The sequence below is a fragment of the Streptomyces sp. NPDC090083 genome (assembly GCF_044747445.1).
Classification (GTDB): domain Bacteria; phylum Actinomycetota; class Actinomycetes; order Streptomycetales; family Streptomycetaceae; genus Streptomyces.
The window spans coordinates 123,311-144,480 of record NZ_JBIVED010000016.1; the positions used below are offsets into that span (position 1 = coordinate 123,311).

23 protein-coding genes and 3 tRNA genes are annotated in these 21,170 nt (G+C 70.6%); 6 read left to right on the forward strand and 20 right to left on the reverse strand.

Going from position 1 to position 21,170, the window contains the following annotated elements; all coding sequences use genetic code 11:
- Positions 1-124: 124 nt before the first annotated feature.
- Together ACIPTO_RS39070 and ACIPTO_RS39075 are read left to right on the forward strand one after the other, a co-directional pair.
- Positions 125-1,351 (forward strand): pyridoxal phosphate-dependent aminotransferase, encoded by a 1,227-nt coding sequence (locus ACIPTO_RS39070; RefSeq protein ID WP_366324815.1) that lies wholly within the window; start codon positions 125-127, stop codon positions 1,349-1,351.
- 130 nt (positions 1,352-1,481) lie between these two features.
- Complete coding sequence (locus ACIPTO_RS39075; protein WP_401199918.1) at positions 1,482-2,522, forward strand: adenosine deaminase; 1,041 nt, start codon at positions 1,482-1,484, stop codon at positions 2,520-2,522.
- Here the strand turns inward: ACIPTO_RS39075 and ACIPTO_RS39080 are convergent.
- On the reverse strand, positions 2,503-3,168 hold the full coding sequence (locus tag ACIPTO_RS39080) for a hypothetical protein (RefSeq protein WP_401199921.1): 666 nt from the start codon (positions 3,166-3,168) through the stop codon (positions 2,503-2,505). The two genes, ACIPTO_RS39075 and ACIPTO_RS39080, sit on opposite strands and share 20 nt — an antisense overlap.
- A gap of 30 nt (positions 3,169-3,198) precedes the next feature.
- Positions 3,199-3,813, reverse strand: a complete 615-nt coding sequence (locus tag ACIPTO_RS39085) for a TetR/AcrR family transcriptional regulator (protein WP_401199924.1) — start codon at positions 3,811-3,813, stop codon at positions 3,199-3,201.
- 105 nt (positions 3,814-3,918) lie between these two features.
- Here ACIPTO_RS39085 and ACIPTO_RS39090 point away from each other — a divergent pair, with 105 nt between their 5' ends.
- The gene (locus ACIPTO_RS39090) at positions 3,919-4,551 is read left to right on the forward strand and encodes an NAD(P)-dependent oxidoreductase (RefSeq protein WP_401199927.1); all 633 of its coding nucleotides are present in this window, start codon (positions 3,919-3,921) and stop codon (positions 4,549-4,551) included.
- Between the two features lie 17 nt (positions 4,552-4,568).
- Here the strand turns inward: ACIPTO_RS39090 and ACIPTO_RS39095 are convergent, their stop codons facing one another.
- The 8 genes from ACIPTO_RS39095 to ACIPTO_RS39130 all read right to left on the reverse strand — a co-directional run bounded on the left by ACIPTO_RS39095 (position 4,569) and on the right by ACIPTO_RS39130 (position 9,588).
- The gene (locus ACIPTO_RS39095; protein ID WP_401199930.1) at positions 4,569-5,633 is read right to left on the reverse strand and encodes a UDP-N-acetylmuramate dehydrogenase; all 1,065 of its coding nucleotides are present in this window, start codon (positions 5,631-5,633) and stop codon (positions 4,569-4,571) included.
- A gap of 208 nt (positions 5,634-5,841) precedes the next feature.
- Entirely contained in the window at positions 5,842-7,311 is a 1,470-nt protein-coding gene (locus ACIPTO_RS39100) for a DHA2 family efflux MFS transporter permease subunit (protein WP_366324803.1), read from the reverse strand.
- A gap of 94 nt (positions 7,312-7,405) precedes the next feature.
- Positions 7,406-7,978: a helix-turn-helix domain-containing protein gene (locus ACIPTO_RS39105; RefSeq protein ID WP_366324801.1), complete on the reverse strand. Its 573-nt coding sequence runs from the start codon at positions 7,976-7,978 to the stop codon at positions 7,406-7,408.
- Between the two features lie 163 nt (positions 7,979-8,141).
- Positions 8,142-8,570 carry a MaoC family dehydratase gene (locus tag ACIPTO_RS39110; protein WP_401199934.1) on the reverse strand — a complete coding sequence of 143 codons (429 nt, stop codon included), beginning with the start codon at positions 8,568-8,570 and terminating at the stop codon, positions 8,142-8,144.
- 1 nt (position 8,571) lies between these two features.
- Positions 8,572-9,024: a MaoC family dehydratase N-terminal domain-containing protein gene (locus tag ACIPTO_RS39115; RefSeq protein ID WP_366324799.1), complete on the reverse strand. Its 453-nt coding sequence runs from the start codon at positions 9,022-9,024 to the stop codon at positions 8,572-8,574.
- Positions 9,025-9,143: 119 nt separating this feature from the next.
- Entirely contained in the window at positions 9,144-9,308 is a 165-nt protein-coding gene (rpmG, locus tag ACIPTO_RS39120) for a 50S ribosomal protein L33 (protein ID WP_003948671.1), read from the reverse strand.
- A gap of 88 nt (positions 9,309-9,396) precedes the next feature.
- A tRNA-Met gene (locus ACIPTO_RS39125) sits at positions 9,397-9,469 on the reverse strand.
- Between the two features lie 46 nt (positions 9,470-9,515).
- Positions 9,516-9,588 (reverse strand) — tRNA-Thr (locus ACIPTO_RS39130).
- Positions 9,589-9,834: 246 nt separating this feature from the next.
- Here ACIPTO_RS39130 and ACIPTO_RS39135 point away from each other — a divergent pair.
- On the forward strand, positions 9,835-11,103 hold the full coding sequence (locus ACIPTO_RS39135) for an amidohydrolase family protein (protein WP_366324797.1): 1,269 nt from the start codon (positions 9,835-9,837) through the stop codon (positions 11,101-11,103).
- A 143-nt stretch (positions 11,104-11,246) separates the two neighbouring features.
- Complete coding sequence (locus tag ACIPTO_RS39140; protein WP_401199938.1) at positions 11,247-11,903, forward strand: NAD(P)H-binding protein; 657 nt, start codon at positions 11,247-11,249, stop codon at positions 11,901-11,903.
- Between the two features lie 58 nt (positions 11,904-11,961).
- Here ACIPTO_RS39140 and ACIPTO_RS39145 read toward each other — a convergent pair whose 3' ends face one another.
- The 3 genes from ACIPTO_RS39145 to ACIPTO_RS39155 form a co-directional block, all read right to left on the reverse strand.
- A complete protein-coding gene (locus ACIPTO_RS39145) occupies positions 11,962-12,174 on the reverse strand; it encodes a hypothetical protein (protein WP_033282563.1) in 213 nt (70 codons plus the stop codon).
- A gap of 57 nt (positions 12,175-12,231) precedes the next feature.
- On the reverse strand, positions 12,232-13,035 hold the full coding sequence (locus ACIPTO_RS39150; RefSeq protein ID WP_401199941.1) for a polysaccharide lyase family 7 protein: 804 nt from the start codon (positions 13,033-13,035) through the stop codon (positions 12,232-12,234).
- A gap of 233 nt (positions 13,036-13,268) precedes the next feature.
- Positions 13,269-13,350, reverse strand: a tRNA-Tyr gene (locus tag ACIPTO_RS39155).
- 243 nt (positions 13,351-13,593) lie between these two features.
- Here ACIPTO_RS39155 and ACIPTO_RS39160 point away from each other — a divergent pair.
- The gene (locus ACIPTO_RS39160) at positions 13,594-14,082 is read left to right on the forward strand and encodes a YajQ family cyclic di-GMP-binding protein (RefSeq protein ID WP_366324791.1); all 489 of its coding nucleotides are present in this window, start codon (positions 13,594-13,596) and stop codon (positions 14,080-14,082) included.
- A gap of 180 nt (positions 14,083-14,262) precedes the next feature.
- On the opposite strand, the gene ACIPTO_RS39165 is transcribed toward ACIPTO_RS39160, so the two are convergent.
- The 7 genes from ACIPTO_RS39165 to ACIPTO_RS39195 form a co-directional block, all read right to left on the reverse strand.
- Positions 14,263-14,529, reverse strand: a complete 267-nt coding sequence (locus tag ACIPTO_RS39165; protein ID WP_366324789.1) for a GlsB/YeaQ/YmgE family stress response membrane protein — start codon at positions 14,527-14,529, stop codon at positions 14,263-14,265.
- 181 nt (positions 14,530-14,710) lie between these two features.
- Complete coding sequence (locus ACIPTO_RS39170; RefSeq protein WP_401199946.1) at positions 14,711-15,277, reverse strand: SMI1/KNR4 family protein; 567 nt, start codon at positions 15,275-15,277, stop codon at positions 14,711-14,713.
- Positions 15,278-15,474: 197 nt separating this feature from the next.
- Positions 15,475-16,491 (reverse strand): barstar family protein, encoded by a 1,017-nt coding sequence (locus tag ACIPTO_RS39175; RefSeq protein ID WP_401199949.1) that lies wholly within the window; start codon positions 16,489-16,491, stop codon positions 15,475-15,477.
- A gap of 139 nt (positions 16,492-16,630) precedes the next feature.
- Positions 16,631-17,023: a YccF domain-containing protein gene (locus ACIPTO_RS39180; RefSeq protein ID WP_366324783.1), complete on the reverse strand. Its 393-nt coding sequence runs from the start codon at positions 17,021-17,023 to the stop codon at positions 16,631-16,633.
- A complete protein-coding gene (htpX, locus tag ACIPTO_RS39185; RefSeq protein WP_366324781.1) occupies positions 17,020-17,883 on the reverse strand; it encodes a zinc metalloprotease HtpX in 864 nt (287 codons plus the stop codon). The genes ACIPTO_RS39180 and htpX overlap by 4 nt, the downstream gene beginning before the upstream one ends.
- A gap of 189 nt (positions 17,884-18,072) precedes the next feature.
- The gene (locus tag ACIPTO_RS39190; RefSeq protein ID WP_401199952.1) at positions 18,073-19,596 is read right to left on the reverse strand and encodes an NADH-quinone oxidoreductase subunit N; all 1,524 of its coding nucleotides are present in this window, start codon (positions 19,594-19,596) and stop codon (positions 18,073-18,075) included.
- Positions 19,593-21,167, reverse strand: a complete 1,575-nt coding sequence (locus tag ACIPTO_RS39195; protein ID WP_401199954.1) for a NuoM family protein — start codon at positions 21,165-21,167, stop codon at positions 19,593-19,595. Before ACIPTO_RS39195 ends, ACIPTO_RS39190 begins: the two co-directional genes overlap by 4 nt.
- Between the last annotated feature and the right edge of the window lie 3 nt (positions 21,168-21,170).

Here is a 21,170-nt window from a genome sequence, read left to right on the forward strand (position 1 = left end):
TTGCCGGAGGAAGATCACCCAGGCCGGGGCGGGAATCCGGACGGTTGTTCAGTGCCTGCCCCATCCTGTTCAGTCTGTGAAACCGGTGTGCCGGGCGGGTTTCCGGTCTGAAACGATGGCCCCCATGAGCGCCTCAACCCCTCCCACCGAGCGCCGGGTCTCCGCCCGAGTCGGCGCGATCTCCGAGTCCGCCACCCTCGCCGTGGACGCCAAGGCCAAGGCCCTCAAGGCCGCCGGACGTCCGGTGATCGGCTTCGGCGCGGGTGAACCGGACTTCCCGACCCCGGACTACGTCGTCCAGGCCGCCATCGAGGCCTGCTCGAACCCCAAGTACCACCGCTACACCCCGGCCGGCGGTCTCCCGGAGCTGAAGTCCGCGATCGCCGCGAAGACGCTGCGCGACTCGGGCTACGAGGTGGACGCCTCGCAGATCCTCGTCACCAACGGCGGCAAGCAGGCGATCTACGAGGCCTTCGCCGCGATCCTCGACCCGGGCGACGAGGTCATCGTCCCGGCGCCGTACTGGACGACGTACCCGGAGTCGATCCGTCTCGCGGGCGGTGTCCCCGTGGACGTCGTCGCCGACGAGACGACCGGCTACCGGGTCACCGTCGAGCAGCTGGAGGCGGCCCGCACGGAGAACACGAAGGTCGTCCTCTTCGTCTCGCCGTCGAACCCGACCGGCGCCGTCTACAGCGAGGCCGAGGCCGAGGCGATCGGCCGCTGGGCCGTCGAGCACGGCCTGTGGGTCATGACGGACGAGATCTACGAGCACCTCGTCTACGGCGACGCCAAGTTCACCTCGCTGCCCGCGATCCTCCCGGAGCTGCGCGACAAGTGCATCGTGGTCAACGGCGTCGCCAAGACGTACGCCATGACCGGCTGGCGGGTGGGGTGGATCATCGGCCCGAAGGACGTCGTCAAGGCCGCGACGAACCTCCAGTCGCACGCCACCTCGAACGTCTCGAACGTGGCCCAGGTGGCCGCGCTGGCCGCCGTCTCCGGTGACCTGAAGGCCGTCGCGGAGATGCGCGAGGCGTTCGACCGCCGCCGGAAGACGATCGTGCGCATGCTGAACGAGATCGACGGCGTGCTCTGCCCGGAGCCCGAGGGCGCGTTCTACGCCTACCCGTCGGTCAAGGCGCTGCTCGGCAAGGAGATCCGCGGCAGGCGCCCGCAGGACTCGGTCGAGCTGGCCGCGCTGATCCTGGAGGAGGCCGAGGTCGCGGTCGTCCCGGGCGAGGCCTTCGGGACCCCCGGTTACCTGCGGCTGTCGTACGCCCTGGGTGACGAGGACCTCGTCGAGGGCGTCAGCCGGATCCAGAAGCTGCTGGCGGAGGCCACGGACTGAGTTTCCGTGTCTCCACGCGTGCGTGCGGGCCGTTTCCCCTCCGGGGAGGCGGCCCGCTGCTGTGTGCGAGCAAGACCACTATCGGGGAAAGTGGTACCGGGACGGCGGAAACGTACGGCAGGATTCCCAGATGGAGCGTGTACGTGATGTCTCTGAACTGCCGAAAGCCCATCTGCACCTGCACTTCACCGGGTCGATGCGGCCGACCACCGTCCTGGAGCTGGCCGACAAGTACGGCGTGCGGTTGCCCGACGCCCTCACCGAGGCGCTGACCAGCGGGGAGCCGCCCAAGCTGCGCGCGACGGACGAGCGGGGCTGGTTCCGTTTCCAGCGGCTGTACGACGCGGCGCGGTCGTGTCTGCGGGAGCCCGAGGACATCCAGCGGCTGGTCCGCGAAGCCGCCGAGGAGGACGTCAGGGACGGCTCGGGCTGGCTGGAGATCCAGGTGGACCCGACTTCGTACGCGCCGCGCCTGGGCGGGCTGATCCCGGCCCTTGAGGTCATTCTGGACGCGGTGGAGACGACCTCCCGGGAGACCGGGCTCGGGATGCGGGTCCTGGTGGCCGCGAACCGGATGAAGCACCCCCTGGACGCGCGGACACTGGCCCGCCTCGCCGTGCGGTACGCGGACCAGGGTGTGGTCGGTTTCGGGCTCTCGAACGACGAACGCCGGGGTATGGCACGGGACTTCGACCGGGCCTTCGCCATCGCCCAGGAGGGCGGTCTGCTGTCGGCGCCGCACGGCGGTGAGCTGGCGGGCCCGGCCTCGGTGCGGGACTGCCTGGACGACCTGCACGCGACCCGTATCGGTCACGGCGTCCGCGCGGCGGAGGACCCGCGCCTGCTGAAGCGGCTTGCCGACCGGGGCATCACCTGCGAGGTCTGCCCGGCGTCGAACGTGGCCCTGGGGGTCTACGAGAAGCCCGAGGACGTACCCCTGAGGACCCTCTTCGAGGCGGGTGTCCCCCTCGCGCTCGGCGCCGACGACCCGCTCCTGTTCGGCTCCCGGCTGGCCGCCCAGTACGAGATCGCCCGCCAGTACCACGGCTTCTCGGACCGCGAACTCGCCGAACTGGCCCGGCAGTCGGTGCGCGGCTCGGCCGCCCCGGAGGACATGAAGTCCAAGCTGCTCTCGGGCGTCGACGACTGGCTCAGCGCCCCGGTCGACTGAAGTGCGCGTAGGGCGGATACGGCTTGAAGCAGATCGCTACCTCGGGGCAGCGCGAGCCGTGCGGGTAGGGAAGCAGTTCGCTGCTCAAGGAGGTCACGTACGCCGAGTGCCCCTTGACGACCCGCTTCTCCCGCGGCCCCCAGCCGGCCGCGTGGGCGAAGTGGGCGGCGGCGGTGGCGAGGACGTCACGGTCGCCGATGAGGAAGTACGTACGCGCGTGCGTGCTGTGCCGCAACCGGCCGCGGGCGTACGGCCGTTCCTCCCACGCGCGCGCGTGCCGCTCGGTACGGGCCTCGTCCGTGCGCACGGTGAGCGGGGTGCCGCGTCCCAGCGAGCGCCGCAGTCCGGGCCACTTGGAGGGCCGCAGCCCCGCCTCCTGGTGGGCCACCACCAGGTCGACCAGGTCCCCGCAGCCCTCGTCGGGCGGGACGCCGTCCCGCAGCGGGATGTGGACGATGGTGTGCCGGGAGTGCGCGGCGAACGAGAACAGCCCGGCCAGCCGGCTCAGCCCGTCGTGATCCCCCATGAGCGTCCCGAACGGCGCCGGGTCGCGCAGTGACGTGTGGCGCAGGGGCCGGCCGGGCTGGACGACCCGGTGTTCGTGCGGGCCGGTCCGGGGTCTGAACTCGCGGAGTCTCAGCTTCATTCGGGATGCCTCATGGGGCAAGGCTCGCGGTCAGGCGGGGTCCCCGGCAACGGAGATTCCGCCCAGCAGGGTCCGGGCCAGGCGGGGCGCGAACTCGTCCACGGGCGGACGGGCGCCGGTCTCCGCGGCCTCGTAGGCGAACGCGCGCTGCGCGCAGGCGCCCAGGAGGAGGGACGCGGCCGCGAACGTGTCCGCGTCGGGACGGACCCGGCCGGCGGCCTGTTCGGCGCGCAGGTAGGCGTCCAGGGCCTCGATCGGCTTGTGCGGGCCGGAACCGAGCTGCCGGAGGGTCTCGTCGTGGCGCCGCTTGAGCTGGGTCTCGGCGTACAGGGAGGCCGCGATCGGGAAGCTCTGCTCGTAGAAGAGGGCCGCCCGGCGGGCGATCTCGGTGAGGTTGTCCTCCAGGGAGTGCCGTCCGGGTTCGTCGGCGAGGCCGCGCAGGAGTGGGGTCAGCTGGGGCAGCCGTTCCGCGAGGACGCGGATGAACAGCTCCTCCTTGCTCGCGAAGTACTTGTAGAGCGCGGCTTCGGAGCAGCCCGCGGCCTTGGCGATCTCCTTGGTGGTCGCCTTGGCCAGGCCGACGGTGAGCATCAACGCGTGGGCGGCGTCGAGGATGCGGACCCGGGCGGGCTTCAGGGTTTCCATGACCGGTCCGTTCGGGCTTGACGAATGAGTGAGTGCTTACCCACCCTAGAGGCAGACGAGGGTGAGTGAATACTCACCCACCTTGCCGAGGAGCAGGAGAGTGCCATGAAGCTCACCGTTTTCGGTGCCACCGGGGGCATCGGCCAGGAGATCGTCCGCCAGGCGCTGGCCGCGGGCCACGAAGTCACCGCGGTCGTACGGGATCCGGCGCGGCTGACCGTGCGCGGCGCGGGCCTGGAGGTGGTCCGCGCGGATCTCACCGACCCGGAGGCGGTACGCCCGGCGGTCGCGGGCCGGGACGCGGTCCTGTCCGGGCTGGGTGCGCGCAGCCGCAAGGAGGCGGGCATCGCGAGCCGGCTCACGCGGACGGTGCTGACGGCCATGGAGGCGGAGAGGGTGCGCCGGGTGCTGGTGGTGAGCGCCGGTCCCGTCGGCCCGGACCCGGCGGACGCCGGGCTCCTCGACCGCACCGCGCGCGGGCTGGTCTCCGCCCTCCTGAAGGACGTCTACGACGACCTGCGGGCCATGGAGGCGGCCCTCGCCGCCAGTGCCACGGACTGGACGAGCGTCCGCCCGCCGCGTCTGCAGAACAAGCCGCTGACCGGCACCTACCGCACGGTGGTCGGCGGTTTCCCGGCCAGGGGCCGCTTCATCGGCCGCGCCGACGTCGCCCACGCGATGCTGACGATGACCGGCGATCCCGGGACGGTGAAGCAGGGCGTGGGGCTGGCCTACTGAGGCCGGCCGAGCGGGGTCTACCGGCCGTCGAGGCTGACGCCGACCGTCACCGGTTCGTTGACGAGCGTGATCCCGAAGGTGGCGTGGACACCGGCGACGACCTCGCGCGCGAGGCCGAGCAGGTCCTCGGTGGTCGCCTCGCCGCGGTTGGTGAGGGCGAGGGTGTGCTTGGTGGAGATACGGGCGGGTCCGCTGCCGTATCCCTTGGTGAAGCCCGCCTTGTCGATCAGCCAGGCGGCGGAGGTCTTGGTGTGCCCCTCCCCCGACGGGTACGCGGGCGGCTCCGCGCCCTCTCCGAGACGCTCCTTCACGCGCGCGTGGAACGCGGTGAACTGCTCGTCCGTGAGGATCGGGTTGGTGAAGAAGGAACCCGCCGACCAGGTGTCGTGGTCCTCGGGGTCCAGGACCATGCCCTTGCCCGCGCGCAGCGCGAGGACGGTCTCACGCGCGCGTGCGAGCGGCACGCGGTCGCCGGGCTCGACGCCGAGGACGCGGGCCGTCTCGGCGTACTTGACCGGCGCCGACAGCCCGTCCGCGTCCTCCAGCCGGAACCGGACGCGCAGCACGACATAGCGCTCGGGGTCGGCCTTGAAGCGGCTGTGCCGGTACGAGAAGGCGCACTCCTCGTTCGTGAGGGTGACCGTCTCCCGGGCCACGCGGTCGTAGGCGACGACCTCGGTGATGGTGGCGGAGACCTCCTGGCCGTACGCCCCCACGTTCTGGATCGGGGTGGCGCCCGCCGACCCGGGGATACCGGCGAGGCACTCGACCCCGGCGAGCCCGGCCTCGACGGTCCGCGCGACGGCGTCGGTCCACACCTCGCCGGCCGCCAGCTCCAGCCGCGTGCCGTCGAGCACGAACCCGCGGGTGGCGATCCGCAGGGCGATGCCCTCGAAGCCCTTGTCCCCGATGACCAGGTTCGACCCGCCTCCGATGACCAGCAACGGCGTCCCGGAGTCATCGGCCTCGCGCACGACGTCGATCACCTCGGCGTCGGTGGCCGCGGTGATCAACCGGGTCGCGGGACCGCCCAACCGGAAGGTGGTCAGGGGGGCGAGGGGAGCATCGTGGAGTTCCTGCACGCGCCCAAGACTACGAGACGGCACTGACAACACCGGGATGGCGGGGTGCGGGCTCCGCTTCCGGGGCGGCGGGCTCGACGCGTGCCGAGGAGGGCGGACGTTCCGCAGCGCGGGCGCACGCGTGGAGCCGCACCGGCGAAGCCGCGCACGCGAGAAGCCCCGCCGATGTCGGCGGGGCCCCACGCGTGCGCGTGCCGGGGTGTCCGGCTCAGCGACCGGCGTTCTCCAGCACCGGGCCGGAGTCCGCGGACCCGGCCGCCGCGTCGGACTCCGAGGACGCCACCGCCGCGAGCTGTGCCGACCGGCGTCGCGTCGGGATGAACAGGGTCGCGACTCCGGCGAGGGCGACCACCGCGGCGCCGGTGACCAGGGCGGGCTTCAGACCGTCGACGAAGGTCTGTGCGGTCTGGTAGCCGCCCTGGGAGGAGAAGATCGACGCCATGACGGCGATGCCGAGCGCGCCGCCGACCTCGCGGAGCGCGTTGTTGGCACCGGAGGCGATGCCCTGCTCCTGGGGACGGACGCTGGACATGACCAGGTTGGAGGCCGGTGCGAAGAACAGGGCCATGCCGATGCCGCTGAGGATCAGGCCGGGCAGCTGGGCGCCGTAGGAGACGTCGGTGGTGACCACGTAGGACATGTAGCCGAGGCCGGCCGCCTGGAGGAAGAGGCCCGCGGCGACGACCGGACGGCCGCCGATGCGGTCGGAGAGGATGCCGGCGACGGGGGCGACGAGCATGGGCATGCCGGTCCAGGGGAGCATCCGCAGGCCCGCCTCGGTGGGCGAGTAGCCGAGGACGCCCTGCATGTACTGGCTGAGCAGGAAGATCGACCCGAACATCCCGAGGAACATCAGCAGGCTCGCCGCGTTGATCCCGGAGAAGGCGCGGGAGCGGAACAGCCGCATCGGGAGCATGGGGTTCTTGGCGTTGACGCTGTAGATGACGAACCCGGCGAAGAGCGCGCTCCCGGCGAACAGTCCGGTGAGGACGAGCGAGCTGGTCCAGCCGTCGGCCGGCCCGCGGACCAGGCCGTAGACGATGCCGAAGAGGCCGCTGCTGGCGAGGAGGGTGCCGGGGAGGTCGAGCGGGGCGCCGGTGCCGTGGGACTCGGAGAGACGCAGGCGGGCGAGCGGGAGCAGGGCCAGTCCGAGGGGGACGTTCAGCCAGAAGATCCAGTGCCAGGAGATGTGCTCGGTGAGGCTGCCGCCGATGAGGGGTCCCGAGGCGACGGCGAGTCCGTTCACCGCGCCCCATATGCCGTACGCCATACCGCGCTTGGCGGCGGGCACGGCCGCCGTCAGCAGGGTCAGTGTCAGCGGCATCATGATCGCCGCGCCGACGCCCTGGACCGCGCGGGCCGCGATGAGGGACTCGATGCCGGGCGCCATGGCCGCGGCGGCGGAGGCGCCGGTGAAGACGGTGATGCCGATGAGGAAGAGCCGGCGGCGGCCGAACCGGTCGCCGAGCGCCGCGCCGAACATCAGCAGGACGGCGAAGGTGAGCGTGTAGGCGCTCACGGTCCACTCCAGGTCACCGAGCGCGCCCCCGAGGTCCTTGCGGATGGACGGCAGTGCGGTGGTGACGACGAGGTTGTCGAGGGCCGCCATGAAGCCGGCGACGCTGGTGATGACGAGGGCCCAGACCATGCCCCCGCGCGGTGCGGTCTGTTCTGACATCGCTCCCCCAGTGGGTGATCGCTACTGGTGATTAGTTATTGATGACTAACTTTTGCGCTCATGAAAAAGCGCGGAATCCGCCTGTTGCCCGTCGCTACGACTTCTCCAGCCGACCGGTGACACGGGCCTCCGGGTACAGCCCCTCCCAGACCCGGTGCTTCGCCGGAAACCCCATGGCCGTAAGGGTGTTGATCAGCATTCCGTACGCCAGGAAGGTCGTGGTCCGGTCCACATCCGCCCCCAGGGGCACATGCACGATGTCCCAGAGCCGCATCCAGCCCTTCCGCACGGCCTCGCCGAACTCGTGGTCGCCCTCCGCCTCGGCGGCGGACACCGTGATGTACGTCTGCATCTGCATCTGGAGCTTCTCGGGGTGCTCCGTGATGAGTCGCACATAACCGTCGGCCATGGCACGCAGGGCCTCGTCGCCCTCCAGCCCGTCGGCCGCCTTCTCGACGACCTCGCACACGTCCTCGACACACCTGATCGAGGCCGCCGCGAAGATCGCCTTCTTGCCCGGGAAGAGCCGGAAGAGATAGGGCTGCGAGACCCCGACCCGCTTGGCGATCGCCTCGGTGGAGGTGCCGTAGTACCCCCGCTGCGCGAACTCGGCGATCGCCGCGCGGATGACGCTCTCGCGCCTCTCTTCTGCGCTCATCCTGACCATGCGAGAAAGTTAGTACTCAATCACTAACTAAGTCAAGAGGGGGCGTGGGCCGGGATGAACGGGTGGGCGGGCGCGCGAGCCGAGGGGGTCCGGATGGACGGGTAAGGGGCGCCCTTCATTGCGGACGCCCCTTACCCCGGCACATCGACCGGCGGTCGACCGGTCACGCCAGTCGTACGACCGCCCGTGACATGCCCAGCACCTTCTGTCCGGCGCTCATCGCCACCAGGTCCACGCGGACCGTGTTGTCGTCGAGCTTGGCGGCGACCTTGGCGCTGACCTCGACCGTCGCCCCCTTGTCGTCGTTCGGGACGACGACGGGCTTGGTGAAGCGGACGCCGTACTCGACGACCGCGCCCGGGTCGCCGGTCCAGTCGGTGACCACGCGGACCGCCTCGGCCATGGTGAACATGCCGTGCGCGATGACGTCCGGGAGCCCGACCTCCTTGGCGAACTTCTCGTTCCAGTGGATCGGGTTGAAGTCCCCGGACGCGCCCGCGTACTGGACGAGGACGGCGCGGGTCACGGGGAAGGCCTGGGCCGGCAGTTCGGTGCCGACCTCGACGTCGTCGTACGCGATCTTCGCCGTCATGTCAGTTCTCCTCCGCCGCGCGGGCCACGAGCTTGGTCCAGGCGGTCACGACGTGCTCGCCCGCCTCGTCGTGGACCTCGCCGCGGATGTCCAGGATGTCGTTGCCCGCCATCGACTTGATCGCCTCGATCGTGGAGGTGACCGTGAGCCGGTCGCCGGCGCGCACGGGGCGGACGTAGACGAACTTCTGGTCGCCGTGCACGACGCGGCTGTAGTCGAGGCCGAGCTGCGGGTCCTGGACGACCTGTCCGGCGGCCTTGAACGTGATGGAGAAGACAAAGGTCGGCGGCGCGATCACATCGGGGTGACCGAGCGCCTTGGCGGCCTCCTGGTCCGTGTAGGCGGGGTTGGTGTCACCCACCGCCTCCGCGAACTCACGGATCTTCTCCCGGCCCACCTCGTACGGGTCGGTGGGCGGGTAGGTTCGCCCCACGAAGGACTGGTCGAGCGCCATGGCCCGGTACCTCCTGATGTTCCTGCTGCCGTGTGGCCTGCTGTCGCGGCCTGCTGTGTGGAGAACGACGCGAGGCCGCCCCCGGACTTCGGGGACGGCCTCGCGTACGAGCCTGATTCTTAACGCGTTTCGCGGTGCGCGGTGTGCGCGTTGCAACGCGGGCAGTGCTTCTTCATCTCCAGTCGGTCCGGGTTGTTACGCCGGTTCTTCTTGGTGATGTAGTTCCGCTCCTTGCACTCCACGCAGGCCAGCGTGATCTTCGGGCGGACGTCGGTGGCAGCCACAGGAGTGCTCCTTGACGAACGGATGGGACTATGAACGCATAACAGAGTAGCCGATCGAAGGACCGACCCCGCAATCGGCTACTGTCAGTAGCGGTGACCGGACTTGAACCGGTGACACAGCGATTATGAGCCGCTTGCTCTACCGACTGAGCTACACCGCTGTGATGCGATCAGCTCCCGTCTTGCGACGAGAACCTTTCACACCAGAGCCCCAATGCGGAATCGAACCGCAGACCTTCTCCTTACCATGGAGACGCTCTACCGACTGAGCTATTGGGGCGAGCGATGAAGACATTACACGCTCGGCGACCGATCGCCCAAATCCGTTTCGCGGCCCCGCTCCAGCCGCTTCCACGGCCCTCCCAGCGGCCTCGGAAGCCCCTCCCGTACGGGGGACCACACCGGTACGACTATTGCGCTCCTCCCGGCCGTGAGCGGATCACCGCCCTAGGCTCGACTCACTCTGCGTGATCTTGCGCCCCTTTGCGCAGCCCCGAGCCCCGCAGCCCCGAGCCCCTGGAGCGCGATGCCCGACAGCCAGCCCCAGCCGCCCCACTCGTCGTCGGGTTCCTCAGGTGCGTCGGGACCGGCCGACCCGGCCGCGCTCCTGCTCTGCGGGGCCCGCCTGACCGACGGCAGGACCGTGGACGTACGGCTGGGCGGCGGGCGCATCGAGGCGGTCGGCACGGCCGGCAGCCTGGCGACGGACGCCACACGCGCGTGCGGCGCGCGCGTCGACCTCAGCGGCTATCTCCTCCTCCCGGCCCCCGCCGAACCGCACACGCACAGTGACACCGCCCTGTCGGCCGAGCACGGCGGACCGGTCTCCTACGACCCCGAGGACGTCCAGCGCCGCGCCACGGAGGCCGCGCTGCTGCAACTCGGCCACGGGGCCACGGCGCAGCGGGCACACGTGCGCGTGGGGGACGTCCAGGGGCTGAGCGCGCTGGCCGCCGTCCTCCAGGCGCGACGGGCGCTGCGCGGGCTGGCGGAGCTGACGACGGTGGCGATGCCCCGGCTGCTCACCGGGGTGGCGGGGGCGGACGGGCTCGCGATGCTGCGGGACGCGCTGAAAATGGGTGCCTCCGTAGTGGGCGGTTGTCCAGATCTGGACCCCGATCCGACCGGGTACGTGGAAGCGGTCCTGGAGGTCGCGTCCGAGCACGGCTGCCCGGTCGACCTGCACACGGACGCGGCCGACCCGACCCGACTGGCCCGGCTGGCGGCGGTCGCGGGCGGAATGCGCCCCGGGGTCACACTCGGCCCGTGCGGCGGCCTGGGGCGCCTCCCCGCGGACACGGTCACCCGGATCGCGGACCAACTCGCCGCCGCCGACGTGACGGTGGTGTGCCTGCCGCAGGGCGGCTGCGGCGGCGTCGACCGCCGGGGCACGGCTCCCGTACGGCTGCTGCGCACGGCCGGCGTCCAGGTCGCGGCGGGCAGCGGCGCCCTGCGTGACGTGTCCAACCCGGTGGGCCGCGGCGACCCGTTGGAGGCCGCCTACCTGCTGGCCTCGCGGCACGGGATGCGGCCCGAGGACGCCTACGACACGGTGAGTTCGGCGGCACGCGCGGCGCTCGGCCTCCCGGAGGTGCGGGTCGAGGCGGGGTTTCCGGCCGAGCTGCTCGCGGTGCGCGGCGACCGGCTGGCGGGCGCGCTGTCCCTGGCGTACAGCCGGATCGTGGTGCACCGGGGGCGCGTGGTGGCACGGACGAGTGCGGTGCGGGAGTACTGCAACACGGCGGCGGGCTCGGAGTTGGGGCTGCCCCGGCAGGGACGGGGCGAGCTGTCGTGAGCCGCCGCCGCTGCGCCGGGGCGTACGCCTGAGGCGCCCGGACCCTGCTCCGCGCGCCCGGCGCGTCCGGCTCGGGTGTGCGCCGCTGGGGCGCGGCTGAAGTCGTGCGGCGCGTGCGGTCGTCCGGGCGTACGGTCGAAGGCATGCGCATTGTCATCGCTGGAGGTCATGGTCAGATCGCGCTGCGGCTGGAGCGCCTGCTCGCCGCGCGCGGTGACGAGGTCGCGGGCATCATCCGCAACGCAGGACAGGGCGACGATCTGCGGGCGGCCGGCGCCGAACCGCTCGTGCTCGACCTGGAGTCGGCCCCGGTCGAGGAGGTCGCGGCGCGGCTGCGGGGCGCGGACGCGGCGGTCTTCGCGGCGGGCGCGGGCCCGGGCAGCGGCACGGGCCGCAAGGACACGGTGGACCGGGGTTCGGCGGTGCTGTTCGCCGACGCGGCGGTCCTGGCGGGCGTACGGCGTCATGTCGTCGTGTCCTCGATGGGCGCGGATCCGGCGCACTCCGGGGACGACGTCTTCGACGTGTACCTGCGGGCCAAGGGCGAGGCCGACGCCCATGTGCGCGGCCTGGACGCACTGGACTGGACGATTCTGCGGCCCGGTGCGCTCACGAACGACGCCGGCACCGGGCTGGTCCGGCTGGAGGCCCGCACCGGGCGCGGCTCGATCCCCCGGGACGATGTGGCCGCCGTACTCGCGGAGTTGGTGGAGACGCCCGCCACGGCCGGGCTGACGCTGGAGCTGATCGGCGGGTCCGCGCCGGTATCGGTGGCGGTCAAGTCGGTGGCCGGGAACTGACGGGCCGTAGAGGCGAGGCGCCGGTGTTTCCCGGCGTCCAGCCGGGGTTTTCCGGCGTCTAGAAGAGCGGCATCTGGCCGGGGAACTCCGGGACCACGTAGCCGTCCAACGCGGGCTGTGCCGCCCCGAGTTCCGCCTGGCGGCGGGACCCGGGGCAGGACACGAGGTCGCCGGTCTCCCGGGCGCCGGGTGGGTCGTGGCGCGCGAACCGTCCGGCCACGACGGCGATTTCACGACGGCACTCGGGGCAGCTTCTGCGGCGTGACGACATGGGATCAGTCTGCCCCGCCGCAGGCCGGACCGGCTGTCGAGGCTCGCTCGGGCGTGCTCAGCTGTGGGCGACGGTGAGGCCGTAGAAGGCGACGCGGGCGCCCTTGGTGGTGCTGCTGGAGGACGACTGGTTGTACGAACCGGCCTTGAAGTACTGCTTGTAGGCGTTGAAGGACGACGGGATGGAGTAGTGCGTGGTGCTCCCGTTGACCGTCAGGTTGATGGTGTTCCCGCCCGAGACGCCGATCGTGTAGCTCCATGTCTTGCCGACCGGCACGTTGCCCACGGTGTGCAGGGTCTGGCCGCCGGAGGGCGAGTTCTCGGTGCCGAGGACGATGTCGCCGCTGGAGCGGTAGTACAGCTCCAGCAGCGGCTTGGTGGAGCTGCCGCCGGTGCCGAGGTGGATCTGGCCGACGCAGACGTTCGACGTGACGGAGACGACCCTCAGCGTCGCCTTCATCGTGTGGGTGCCGCTGAGCGACCAGTCGGCGGCGCTGCCGCTGCGGTTCATCTCGCGCAGTTCGGAACGGGCGTAGTTCGAGTTGGGGGTGGTGACGCCCTTCTCAGGCGCCCAGAAGGTCATCGCTCCGTCGCGGGTGTCCGTGTAGAAGTACGAGTCCTGGAAGCCGTTGGCCCCTTGGAGCCGGGACGAGGAGATCGTCGTGGGCGAGCCGGGGGAACCGACCGGCTCCTGGAGCTGCCAGACCGACAGGTCGAAGTTGCCGCCGGGGGCGACGGAGGGGTCCGCCTGCGGGGAGGCGGCAATTCCGGTACTGCCCGACGCGGCGGGGGCCGTGAGAGCGAGGCCGCCGGTGACGGCGACGACGGTGGCCAGGGAGGTGAGCAGCGTACGCATGCGCATGGGGGGTGCCTTCCTGTCTGCTCTGTTGACTCGGTTGGCGGATCACTTGTTCATGTATGTAAACTTTGTGTTTCAACATGAACGCGGTGCCGCGACAGTAGGGCCGTGGCACGAGCACGTCAAGGTTGGTGGCAGCGGGGGTGAGCGCTGCGGAACGCCCGAGGCGTGACCCCGGGAACGACGAAAGGGTCTGTGATCAGCATTGCTGCTGATCACAGACCCTTTCGGTCGTGTGGCGGCGCCAGGATTCGAACCTGGGAAGGCGAAGCCGGCAGATTTACAGTCTGCTCCCTTTGGCCGCTCGGGCACACCGCCGGGGTTGAAGCCCCTCGCACCGCTTTTCGGCGGTGCTCCGTGGCAACGACGTAAACGATACCCGATGCACAGGGGTGCTTCGCCACCCGATTGACCGGCGCTCGGAGGGGAGGGGGTGGCTAGGCTTATGCGGATGCGGCCCAGGGCCCACACGGGCTCGGCGGCTGCCCCCACGCACGCCGATACGCAGTGACACATATCGATACGCATCGATACGCACCCCGATACAAGGAGCCACAGGACATGGCCGACTCCAGTTTCGACATCGTCTCGAAGGTCGAGCGGCAGGAGGTCGACAACGCCCTCAACCAGGCCGCCAAGGAGATCTCCCAGCGCTACGACTTCAAGGGCGTGGGTGCCTCGATCTCGTGGAACGCGGAGAAGATCCTCATGGAGGCGAACTCCGAGGAGCGGGTCAAGGCGATCCTCGACGTCTTCCAGTCCAAGCTGATCAAGCGCGGCATCTCGCTGAAGGCGTTGGACGCCGGTGAGCCGCAGCTCTCCGGCAAGGAGTACAAGATCTTCGCGTCGATCGAGGAGGGCATCTCCCAGGAGAACGCGAAGAAGGTGGCGAAGATCATTCGCGACGAGGGTCCCAAGGGCGTGAAGGCCCAGGTGCAGGGCGACGAACTGCGGGTCAGTTCCAAGAGCCGCGACGACCTCCAGGCCGTGCAGGCCCTGCTCAAGGGCAAGGACTTCGACTTCGCCCTGCAGTTCGTGAACTACCGGTAGGACCAGGCTTCCTGCGCCCACTGTGCGGAGCGGGTGCGGGGATACGCGGGTACGGGATACGCGGAAGGGTGGGCGCCATCGGTGCCCACCCTTCCGTCTGCCCGCTCCGCGCCTTTGGCGATGCGGGCGGGTCTGCCACGCCCTCACCCGGCGTCCGCGACAGGGTCCGCAGGGCAGGCGCTAGTTGCGCGAGTTGCCGAACAGGATGCGGTAGACGATCAGGAGGACGAGGGCGCCGCCTATCGCCGAGGCCCAGGTGGCGCCGTCGTAGAAGTTCTTCGCGACCGGGTGGTCCAGCCAACGGGCCGATATCCAGCCGCCGATGAACGCGCCCGCGACGCCGATGATCGTCGTGCCGACGAAGCCGCCCGGGTCGCGTCCTGGCAGCAGGAATTTGGCGATGGCTCCGGCCAACAGTCCCAGGATGATCCAGCTGATGATGCCCATGCCGTGAACCTGCCCTCTCCCGCTGTGCTTGCACTGGTCCGGAGCTGTGAATTCCGTCCGTCCAGGCTGTGTTCGTCGATCCGTGCGCACGGCCTGTCGCAGCAATGTTCGACCGTGCTGATGAACAGGACGTCACGCGTGCGTGTGGTGGTTGCAGCCGTCTCCGGCCCGCGGCGGCTCCTCAGGACGCCGGTGCCGTCGTGCGTATGCGGAGGTCGGGCCACGGTGTCGGTTCGGGGGCGTCGTCGAGGTCCGCGTACCAGCCCGTGCCGTCGAGCCAGGACCGCAGCCAGTCGGCGAGGCTGGGCGCGTCGACGTACCACGCGTGGTCGGCCTCATCGGCGTTCGGCTCGTAGAGCAGGACCGTGGCCTGCGGGGAGCGGCAGTCCACACACGCGTACATCGCGCAGCCCCAGTGGGATATCGGCAGGACGCCCTCGGGCCACGGCCAGTCGGGGTCCTTGTCACCGCTCGCGCGGTTGGCGAGGTACTGGGTGACGGCGGCGGGCTCGCCGGCCGGCGGGTTGCCGAGCAGGGGCAACAGGCCGTACTCGGGGCCGAATCCGCCGTCTCCTATGCGTGTGTAGAGCGCGGCGAGCAGCGGGGGCAGGCGGAAGCCCAGGGCGGCCTCGGCGCGGGTCACCGTGGCCTCGTCCACGGGCGCGGGGAGTGAAGTCCATCCCAACGGGCGGGTGTTGCGGGCCTCGGCGGCCACCCGGGTCAGCAGTTGCTGCTCGTTCTCGGTCATGGGTTCATGGTGCCGCGCGCCACTGACAGTCGGGCCGGGCTGTGGACAACGCGGTGGTTGTGGAAAACGTGCCGGTTCTGGACCTCGGCGGGCGGGGCGTGCGGCGCGGTGTGGGGCGGGGCTGTGCGCCCGGCACGGGGCGGGTTGGGGCTGGTACGGCGCGGTGTGGGCTTGTGCGGCGCGGTGACGTGCGGTCGTCACGTCAGGCGGACGTCGACGTGCCGGTCGGCGAGCAGGGTGAGGATGTCGTCGAACGTCGGTGGGTGCGGAGGGGCGCCGAGGGAGGCGCGGGCGACGGCGGCGTCGTGCCAGACGAGAGTGAGGGGCGGGGCGGCTCCCCAGGTGCCGCGCAGGCAGTCGTCCAGGGTGTCCGGGTCCCGGCCGAAGTATCCGGCGGGGCCGTTGACCGCCTCGCCCAGGGCGCAGAAGAAACCGGGCGGGTCGGTGATGTGGCTGCCGTCGAGGTGGTAGGTGGTGCCCGGCGGGCGGTCCGGGGACGCGTGGGAGTGGTTCGCCAGGGCCGTGCCGAGCCAGAAACGGCGGGCCGTGGCGTCGCAACCGGCCCAGCGGTTCGGTTCGGAGGGGCGGCCCTCGCCCCAGAGGTCCCACACCTCCCGGGCTGCGAGCGGTGGCCGTTCCGACCACGGGTCGAGGGTGAGGTCGACCAGGCCCGGCCCGCGCGCGGACGGGATCCAGGCCCGTAACTCGCCCTCGGCGGCGGCCTGTACGGGCCGGCCGGACGAGTCGACGCGGACCACCTTGACGTGGCCCAGGTCCTCTTCCCCGCCGTCGAGCGCCGCCCGCAGCGCGCCGCGCGGGGAGCAGCCCAACAGGTGGAGCGGGGGCTCCAGTTGTTCGGGGCGGTCCTCCTGGATGTGGGCCAAGTCCCGGCATCTTCCCAAGGGTTCGCCGTTTGCACCCCGTAACCGATACCCCGGGGAAAGGTGCGGGCGCTGCGGATGGTCGCGGGGATTGCCGCCGGACTGGCTGGCCTCGACGGTGACATCCCTCAGCGACAGGTCACGCGCGCACGGGCGCTCGCCCACGACACGCACGTCCTCCAGCCGCCACTCGCCCACTCCCCCGCCGCTCTTGTCGAGGGTCTCCAGGGTGAGTGGGCCGAGCGGGGCCGAACCGTCGGCACGCGCGCGTGCGAGGGCCGCTCGCAGGGCGCCCTCGGGTGTGCAGCCGAGGAGTTCGTACGTCTCCCGCACGGGTGGGCGAGTCGGCGAAGAGGTCGTCGGCGTCCTGGCACAGGGCCCAGGGCTGCTCGTAGCCATGCTCGCCGGTGGTCCCGGCTCCTTCGTCGTACGACAGCAGTACGTACTTCGGCGCCCCCACCGATGCCCGCCGTCAGCGGGTGGCGAACGGCTGGTCCGTGGACACGATTTCGCGGCCCAGGGGGAACAGCGAGACGGGGATCAGCTTGAAGTTGGCGATGCCGAACGGGATGCCGATGATCGTGATGCACATGGCGATGCCGGTGACGATGTGCGCGAGGGCCAGCCACCAGCCCGCGAGGACAAGCCACAGCACATTGCCGACGCAGGAGGGCGCGCCCGCGTCCTGGCGCTCGACCGTCGTGTACCCGAAGGGCCACAGGGCGTAGACGCCGATGCGGAAGGCGGCGATCCCGAAGGGGATGCCGATGATGGTGATGCACAGCAGGGCGCCTGCGAGCAGGTACCCGAGGAACAGCCAGAAGCCGCTCAGGACGAGCCAAATGACGTTCAGGATGGTTTTCACTGAGGGCGACCTGCCATCTTCTCGAGCCGGGCGATGCGCTCCGCCATCGGCGGGTGTGTCGAGAACATCTTGGAGAGTCCCTGGCCCGGGCGGAAGGGGTTCGCGATCATCATGTGGCTCGCGGTCTCGATGCGGGGCTCCGGGGGCAGCGGGAGCTGTTTGGTGCCCGCGTCGAGCTTGCGCAGGGCGCTCGCGAGGGCGAGGGGGTCTCCGGTGAGCTGGGCGCCCGAGGCGTCGGCCTCGTACTCCCTGGAACGGCTGATGGCCAGTTGGATGAGTGTGGCCGCGAGGGGCCCCAGGATCATGATCATCAGCATGCCCAGGATGCCGGGGCCGTCGTCGTCGTTCGAGCGGCCGATCGGGATCAGCCAGGCGAAGTTGACCAGGAACATGATCACCGAGGCGAGTGCGCCGGCGACCGACGAGATCAGGATGTCCCGGTTGTAGACGTGGCTCAGCTCGTGGCCGATGACTCCGCGCAGTTCGCGCTCGTCCAGGATGCGCAGGATGCCTTCGGTACAGCACACCGCGGCGTTGCGCGGATTGCGGCCCGTGGCGAAGGCGTTCGGTGCCTCCGTGGGCGAGATGTACAGGCGGGGCATGGGCTGGCGGGCCTGGGTGGAGAGGTCGCGGACCATCCGGTACAGGGCCGGGGCCTCGAACTCGCTCACCGGGCGGGCGCGCATCGCGCGTAGCGCCAGTTTGTCGCTGTTCCAGTACGCGTACGCGTTGGTGCCCAGCGCGATCACGACCGCTACGACGAGGCCCGTGCGGCCGAAGAAGCTGCCGATGACGATGATGAGTGCCGACAGTCCCCCGAGGAGAACTGCGGTCCTGAGCCCGTTGTGCCGGCGGTGCACGGTACGCCCTCCAAATCGTGCAGCAGGGGAACCCTTTGCTTGCTTGATCTCTGATGCCACTGGTGTCGTGGTGCACGTCCAGTGGACCCTTCCGCACTGGTCAACGCCAGGCGAGGGCCACTAGTTCCCTTGTGCGTGCGGCGCCGGGCGTGGGCCGTCCGGGTGAGGACGGTGGTATGTGCCGGTGGCTCAGAAGAGCCCGGTGCCGGCGAAGCGGAGCACCAGCTGGGGTGCTCCGGAGAGGGCGATCCCGAGGGCGCCGGTGAGGGCGATCGCGGCGGTGAGGGGTGCGGGGACGCGGTACTTGGTGTGTTCGCCCTCGGGGGCGCGGAACAGCAGGGCCGTCCACTGGAGGTAGTAGAAGAGCGCGATCACCACGTTGACGGCCATCACGACCGCGAGCCAGCCCAGGCCCGCGTCGACGGCCGCCGAAAAGACGGTCACCTTCGCGAAGAGCCCGATGATCCCCGGCGGCAGTCCGGCGAGGCACAGCAGGAAGAACGCCAGGAGCAGGGCGGCCAGCGGGTTCGACGCGTACAGGCCGCGGTAGTCGCTGATCCGGTTGAGCGCCCTGCTCCGGCCGACCAGTGCGGCCACCGCGAAGGCACCGAGGTTCACGGCGGCGTACATGAGGGCGTAGGCGACGGTGGAGCCGATCGACTTCTGGGCGTCCTTGGAGTACGCGGCGGCGGCGATCGGCACCAGGAGGTAGCCGGCCTGGCCGACGGACGACCAGGCGAGCAGCCGTACCGCGCTGTACGCGCGCGTGGCCTGTTGGCGCAGGGCGCCCAGGTTGCCGACCGTCATGGTGAGGGCGGCCAGGGCGGCGAGTGCCGGGCCCCACACGTGGGCGTAGGACGGGAAGGCGACGACGGTGACGAGGATCAGGCCGGAGAAGCCGACCGCCTTGCCGACGACCGACAAGTAGGCGGCGATCGGGAGGGGTGCTCCTACGTAGGTGTCGGGTACCCAGAAGTGGAAGGGGACGGCGGCCGTCTTGAAGGCGAAGCCGACGAGGGTGAGGACGACGCCGGTCTGGGCGAGGGTGTGGAACTGGCCGTCGACGTGCTGGATCCGGTCGGCGATCCGTGTGAGGTACAGGGTGCCTGTGGTGGCGTACACGAAGCTGACGCCCATCAGGCTGACCGCGGTCGCGGTGACCGAGGACAGGAAGAACTTGAGGGCCGCCTCGGCGGATTTCCTGTCGCCGTGGCGGATGCCGACGAGGGCGAAGGCCGGCAGGGAGGCGACCTCCAGGGCGACGATCAGGGTCGCGAGGTCACGGGAGGCGGGCAGCAGGACGGCGCCCGCCGCCGAGGACAGCAGCAGGAACCAGTACTCCCCCTCAGGGAGTCCCTTGTCGGCGTCCTTCAGGGTGGTGATCGACAGAAGGGCCGCCAGGAGGGCGCCGCCGAGGACGAGGACCTGGATGACCAGGGTGAAGCGGTCCGCCGTGTAGCTGCAGGCCGTCGCGTCACCGGTGAGGCAGAAGGTGGCGCGGTCGCCGTCCAGGAGGGGCAGCAGCATCAGGGCGGAGGCGGCCAGGCCCGCGACCGACACCCAGCCCAGGAGCGCTTTTCTCGCCTCATGGAGGAACAGGTCGGCGACGAGGACCACCAGGCCGACGACCGCCGTGAGGGTGGGCGGTGCGATCGCGAGCCAGTCGACGGACTGGACCATCGACTCCGCGAGAGGCTGGGCCAGGGCGCTCATCGGGTGCCTCCTGAGAGCAGCTGCTGCACGGCCGGGTCGGTCAGGCCGAGGAGTGCCTTCGGCCACAGGCCGGCGGCGACGGTGAGGACGACGAGCGGGGTCCACGCGGCGAACTCGTACGTCTGGACGTCGGCGAGCTTCGGGGCCTCCTGCGCCACGGCGCCCATGCAGACGCGGCGGACCACGGCGAGCATGTACGCGGCCGTCAGGAGGGTGCCGAAGGCCGCGATCGCCATGAAGGTGAGGAACGCGGGGCGGCTCAGGCCGGCGGCGGGCTCGAACGCGCCGAACAGGGCCAGCATCTCGCCCCAGAATCCGGCGAGTCCGGGCAGTCCGAGCGAGGCGACGGCGGCGAACGCGAGCAGGCCGCCGAGGCGCGGGGCCTTGCCGTAGAGGGCCGCGCCGGTCTCCTCCGCGAGGGTGTCGAGGTCGGTGGTGCCGGTGCGGTCCTTGAGGGCACCGACGAGGAAGAACAGCAGGCCGGTGATGAGGCCGTGGGCGATGTTGGCGAACAGCGCGCCGTTCACGCCGGTCGGCGTCATCGTCGAGATGCCGAGCAGGACGAAGCCCATGTGGCCGACGGAGGAGTACGCGATGAGGCGCTTGAGGTCGCCCTTCGCGCCCCGTTTCGCTAGGGCGAGGCAGGCCAGGGAGCCGTAGACGATGCCGACCACGGCGAAGGCGGCGAGGTACGGCGCGAAGGTGTGCATGCCGTCGGGGGCGACCGGCAGCAGGATGCGGACGAACCCGTACGTGCCCATCTTCAGCAGCACACCGGCCAGCAGGACCGAGCCGACGGTCGGGGCGGCGGTGTGGGCGTCGGGCAGCCAGCTGTGCAGCGGCCACATCGGCGTCTTGACCGCGAGCCCGATCCCGATCGCCAGAACGGCGATGACCTGCACGGATGTGGTCAGCGACCGGCCGTTGTCAGTGGCGAGTGCCACCATGTCGAATGTGCCCGCTTTGATCCCGATCAGGAGCAGGCCGAGCAGCATGACGACGGACCCGAGCAGCGTGAAGAGAATGAACTTCCAGGCGGCCTGGGTCCGCCCGGCACCGCCCCAGCGGGCGATGAGGAAGTACATCGGGATCAGGACGGTCTCGAAGGCGAGGAAGAAGAGGATCAGGTCGAGGACGGCGAAGGTGGCGAGGGTGCCGGACTCCAGGACGAGGATCAGGGCGACGAACGCCTTCGGCGACGGTCCCGCGGGCATCTTGAAGTAGGAGTAGAGCGCGCACAGGAAGGTCAGCAGCGCGGTCAGGACCAGGAGGGGGAGGGAGATGCCGTCGATGCCGAGGTGGATGCGCACGTCGAGTGCGGGGATCCAGCTGATGTCGGTCGTGGCCTGCATCCTCGACGGATGGTCGTGGTCGAAGCCGAGCGCGAGGACGATCGCGGCGATGAGGATCACGCCGGTCACGGTGACACCGTGCCGCAGTACGGCCTGCTCGGGCGACTTCCCCTTCAGCCCGGGCGGGGCGGGCAGCAGGGCCGCGACGGCCCCGAGGAGCGGGCCGACGACGATGAACGCCAGAAGGACCTGCATCACGGACTCGTTGATATCGATCACGCC

Bases quoted from the DNA above. Each gene is read 5' to 3' on its own strand.
- ACIPTO_RS39070 (WP_366324815.1), top strand. From the start codon at position 125: ATGAGCGCCTCAACCCCTCCCACCGAGCGCCGGGTCTCCGCCCGAGTC.
- ACIPTO_RS39075 (WP_401199918.1), top strand. From the start codon at position 1,482: ATGGAGCGTGTACGTGATGTCTCTGAACTGCCGAAAGCCCATCTGCAC.
- ACIPTO_RS39080 (WP_401199921.1), bottom strand. From the start codon at position 3,168: ATGAAGCTGAGACTCCGCGAGTTCAGACCCCGGACCGGCCCGCACGAA.
- ACIPTO_RS39085 (WP_401199924.1), bottom strand. From the start codon at position 3,813: ATGGAAACCCTGAAGCCCGCCCGGGTCCGCATCCTCGACGCCGCCCAC.
- ACIPTO_RS39090 (WP_401199927.1), top strand. From the start codon at position 3,919: ATGAAGCTCACCGTTTTCGGTGCCACCGGGGGCATCGGCCAGGAGATC.
- ACIPTO_RS39100 (WP_366324803.1), bottom strand. From the start codon at position 7,311: ATGTCAGAACAGACCGCACCGCGCGGGGGCATGGTCTGGGCCCTCGTC.
- ACIPTO_RS39105 (WP_366324801.1), bottom strand. From the start codon at position 7,978: ATGGTCAGGATGAGCGCAGAAGAGAGGCGCGAGAGCGTCATCCGCGCG.
- ACIPTO_RS39110 (WP_401199934.1), bottom strand. From the start codon at position 8,570: ATGACGGCGAAGATCGCGTACGACGACGTCGAGGTCGGCACCGAACTG.
- ACIPTO_RS39115 (WP_366324799.1), bottom strand. From the start codon at position 9,024: ATGGCGCTCGACCAGTCCTTCGTGGGGCGAACCTACCCGCCCACCGAC.
- ACIPTO_RS39135 (WP_366324797.1), top strand. From the start codon at position 9,835: ATGCCCGACAGCCAGCCCCAGCCGCCCCACTCGTCGTCGGGTTCCTCA.
- ACIPTO_RS39140 (WP_401199938.1), top strand. From the start codon at position 11,247: ATGCGCATTGTCATCGCTGGAGGTCATGGTCAGATCGCGCTGCGGCTG.
- ACIPTO_RS39145 (WP_033282563.1), bottom strand. From the start codon at position 12,174: ATGTCGTCACGCCGCAGAAGCTGCCCCGAGTGCCGTCGTGAAATCGCC.
- ACIPTO_RS39150 (WP_401199941.1), bottom strand. From the start codon at position 13,035: ATGCGCATGCGTACGCTGCTCACCTCCCTGGCCACCGTCGTCGCCGTC.
- ACIPTO_RS39160 (WP_366324791.1), top strand. From the start codon at position 13,594: ATGGCCGACTCCAGTTTCGACATCGTCTCGAAGGTCGAGCGGCAGGAG.
- ACIPTO_RS39165 (WP_366324789.1), bottom strand. From the start codon at position 14,529: ATGGGCATCATCAGCTGGATCATCCTGGGACTGTTGGCCGGAGCCATC.
- ACIPTO_RS39170 (WP_401199946.1), bottom strand. From the start codon at position 15,277: ATGACCGAGAACGAGCAGCAACTGCTGACCCGGGTGGCCGCCGAGGCC.
- ACIPTO_RS39190 (WP_401199952.1), bottom strand. From the start codon at position 19,596: ATGAGCGCCCTGGCCCAGCCTCTCGCGGAGTCGATGGTCCAGTCCGTC.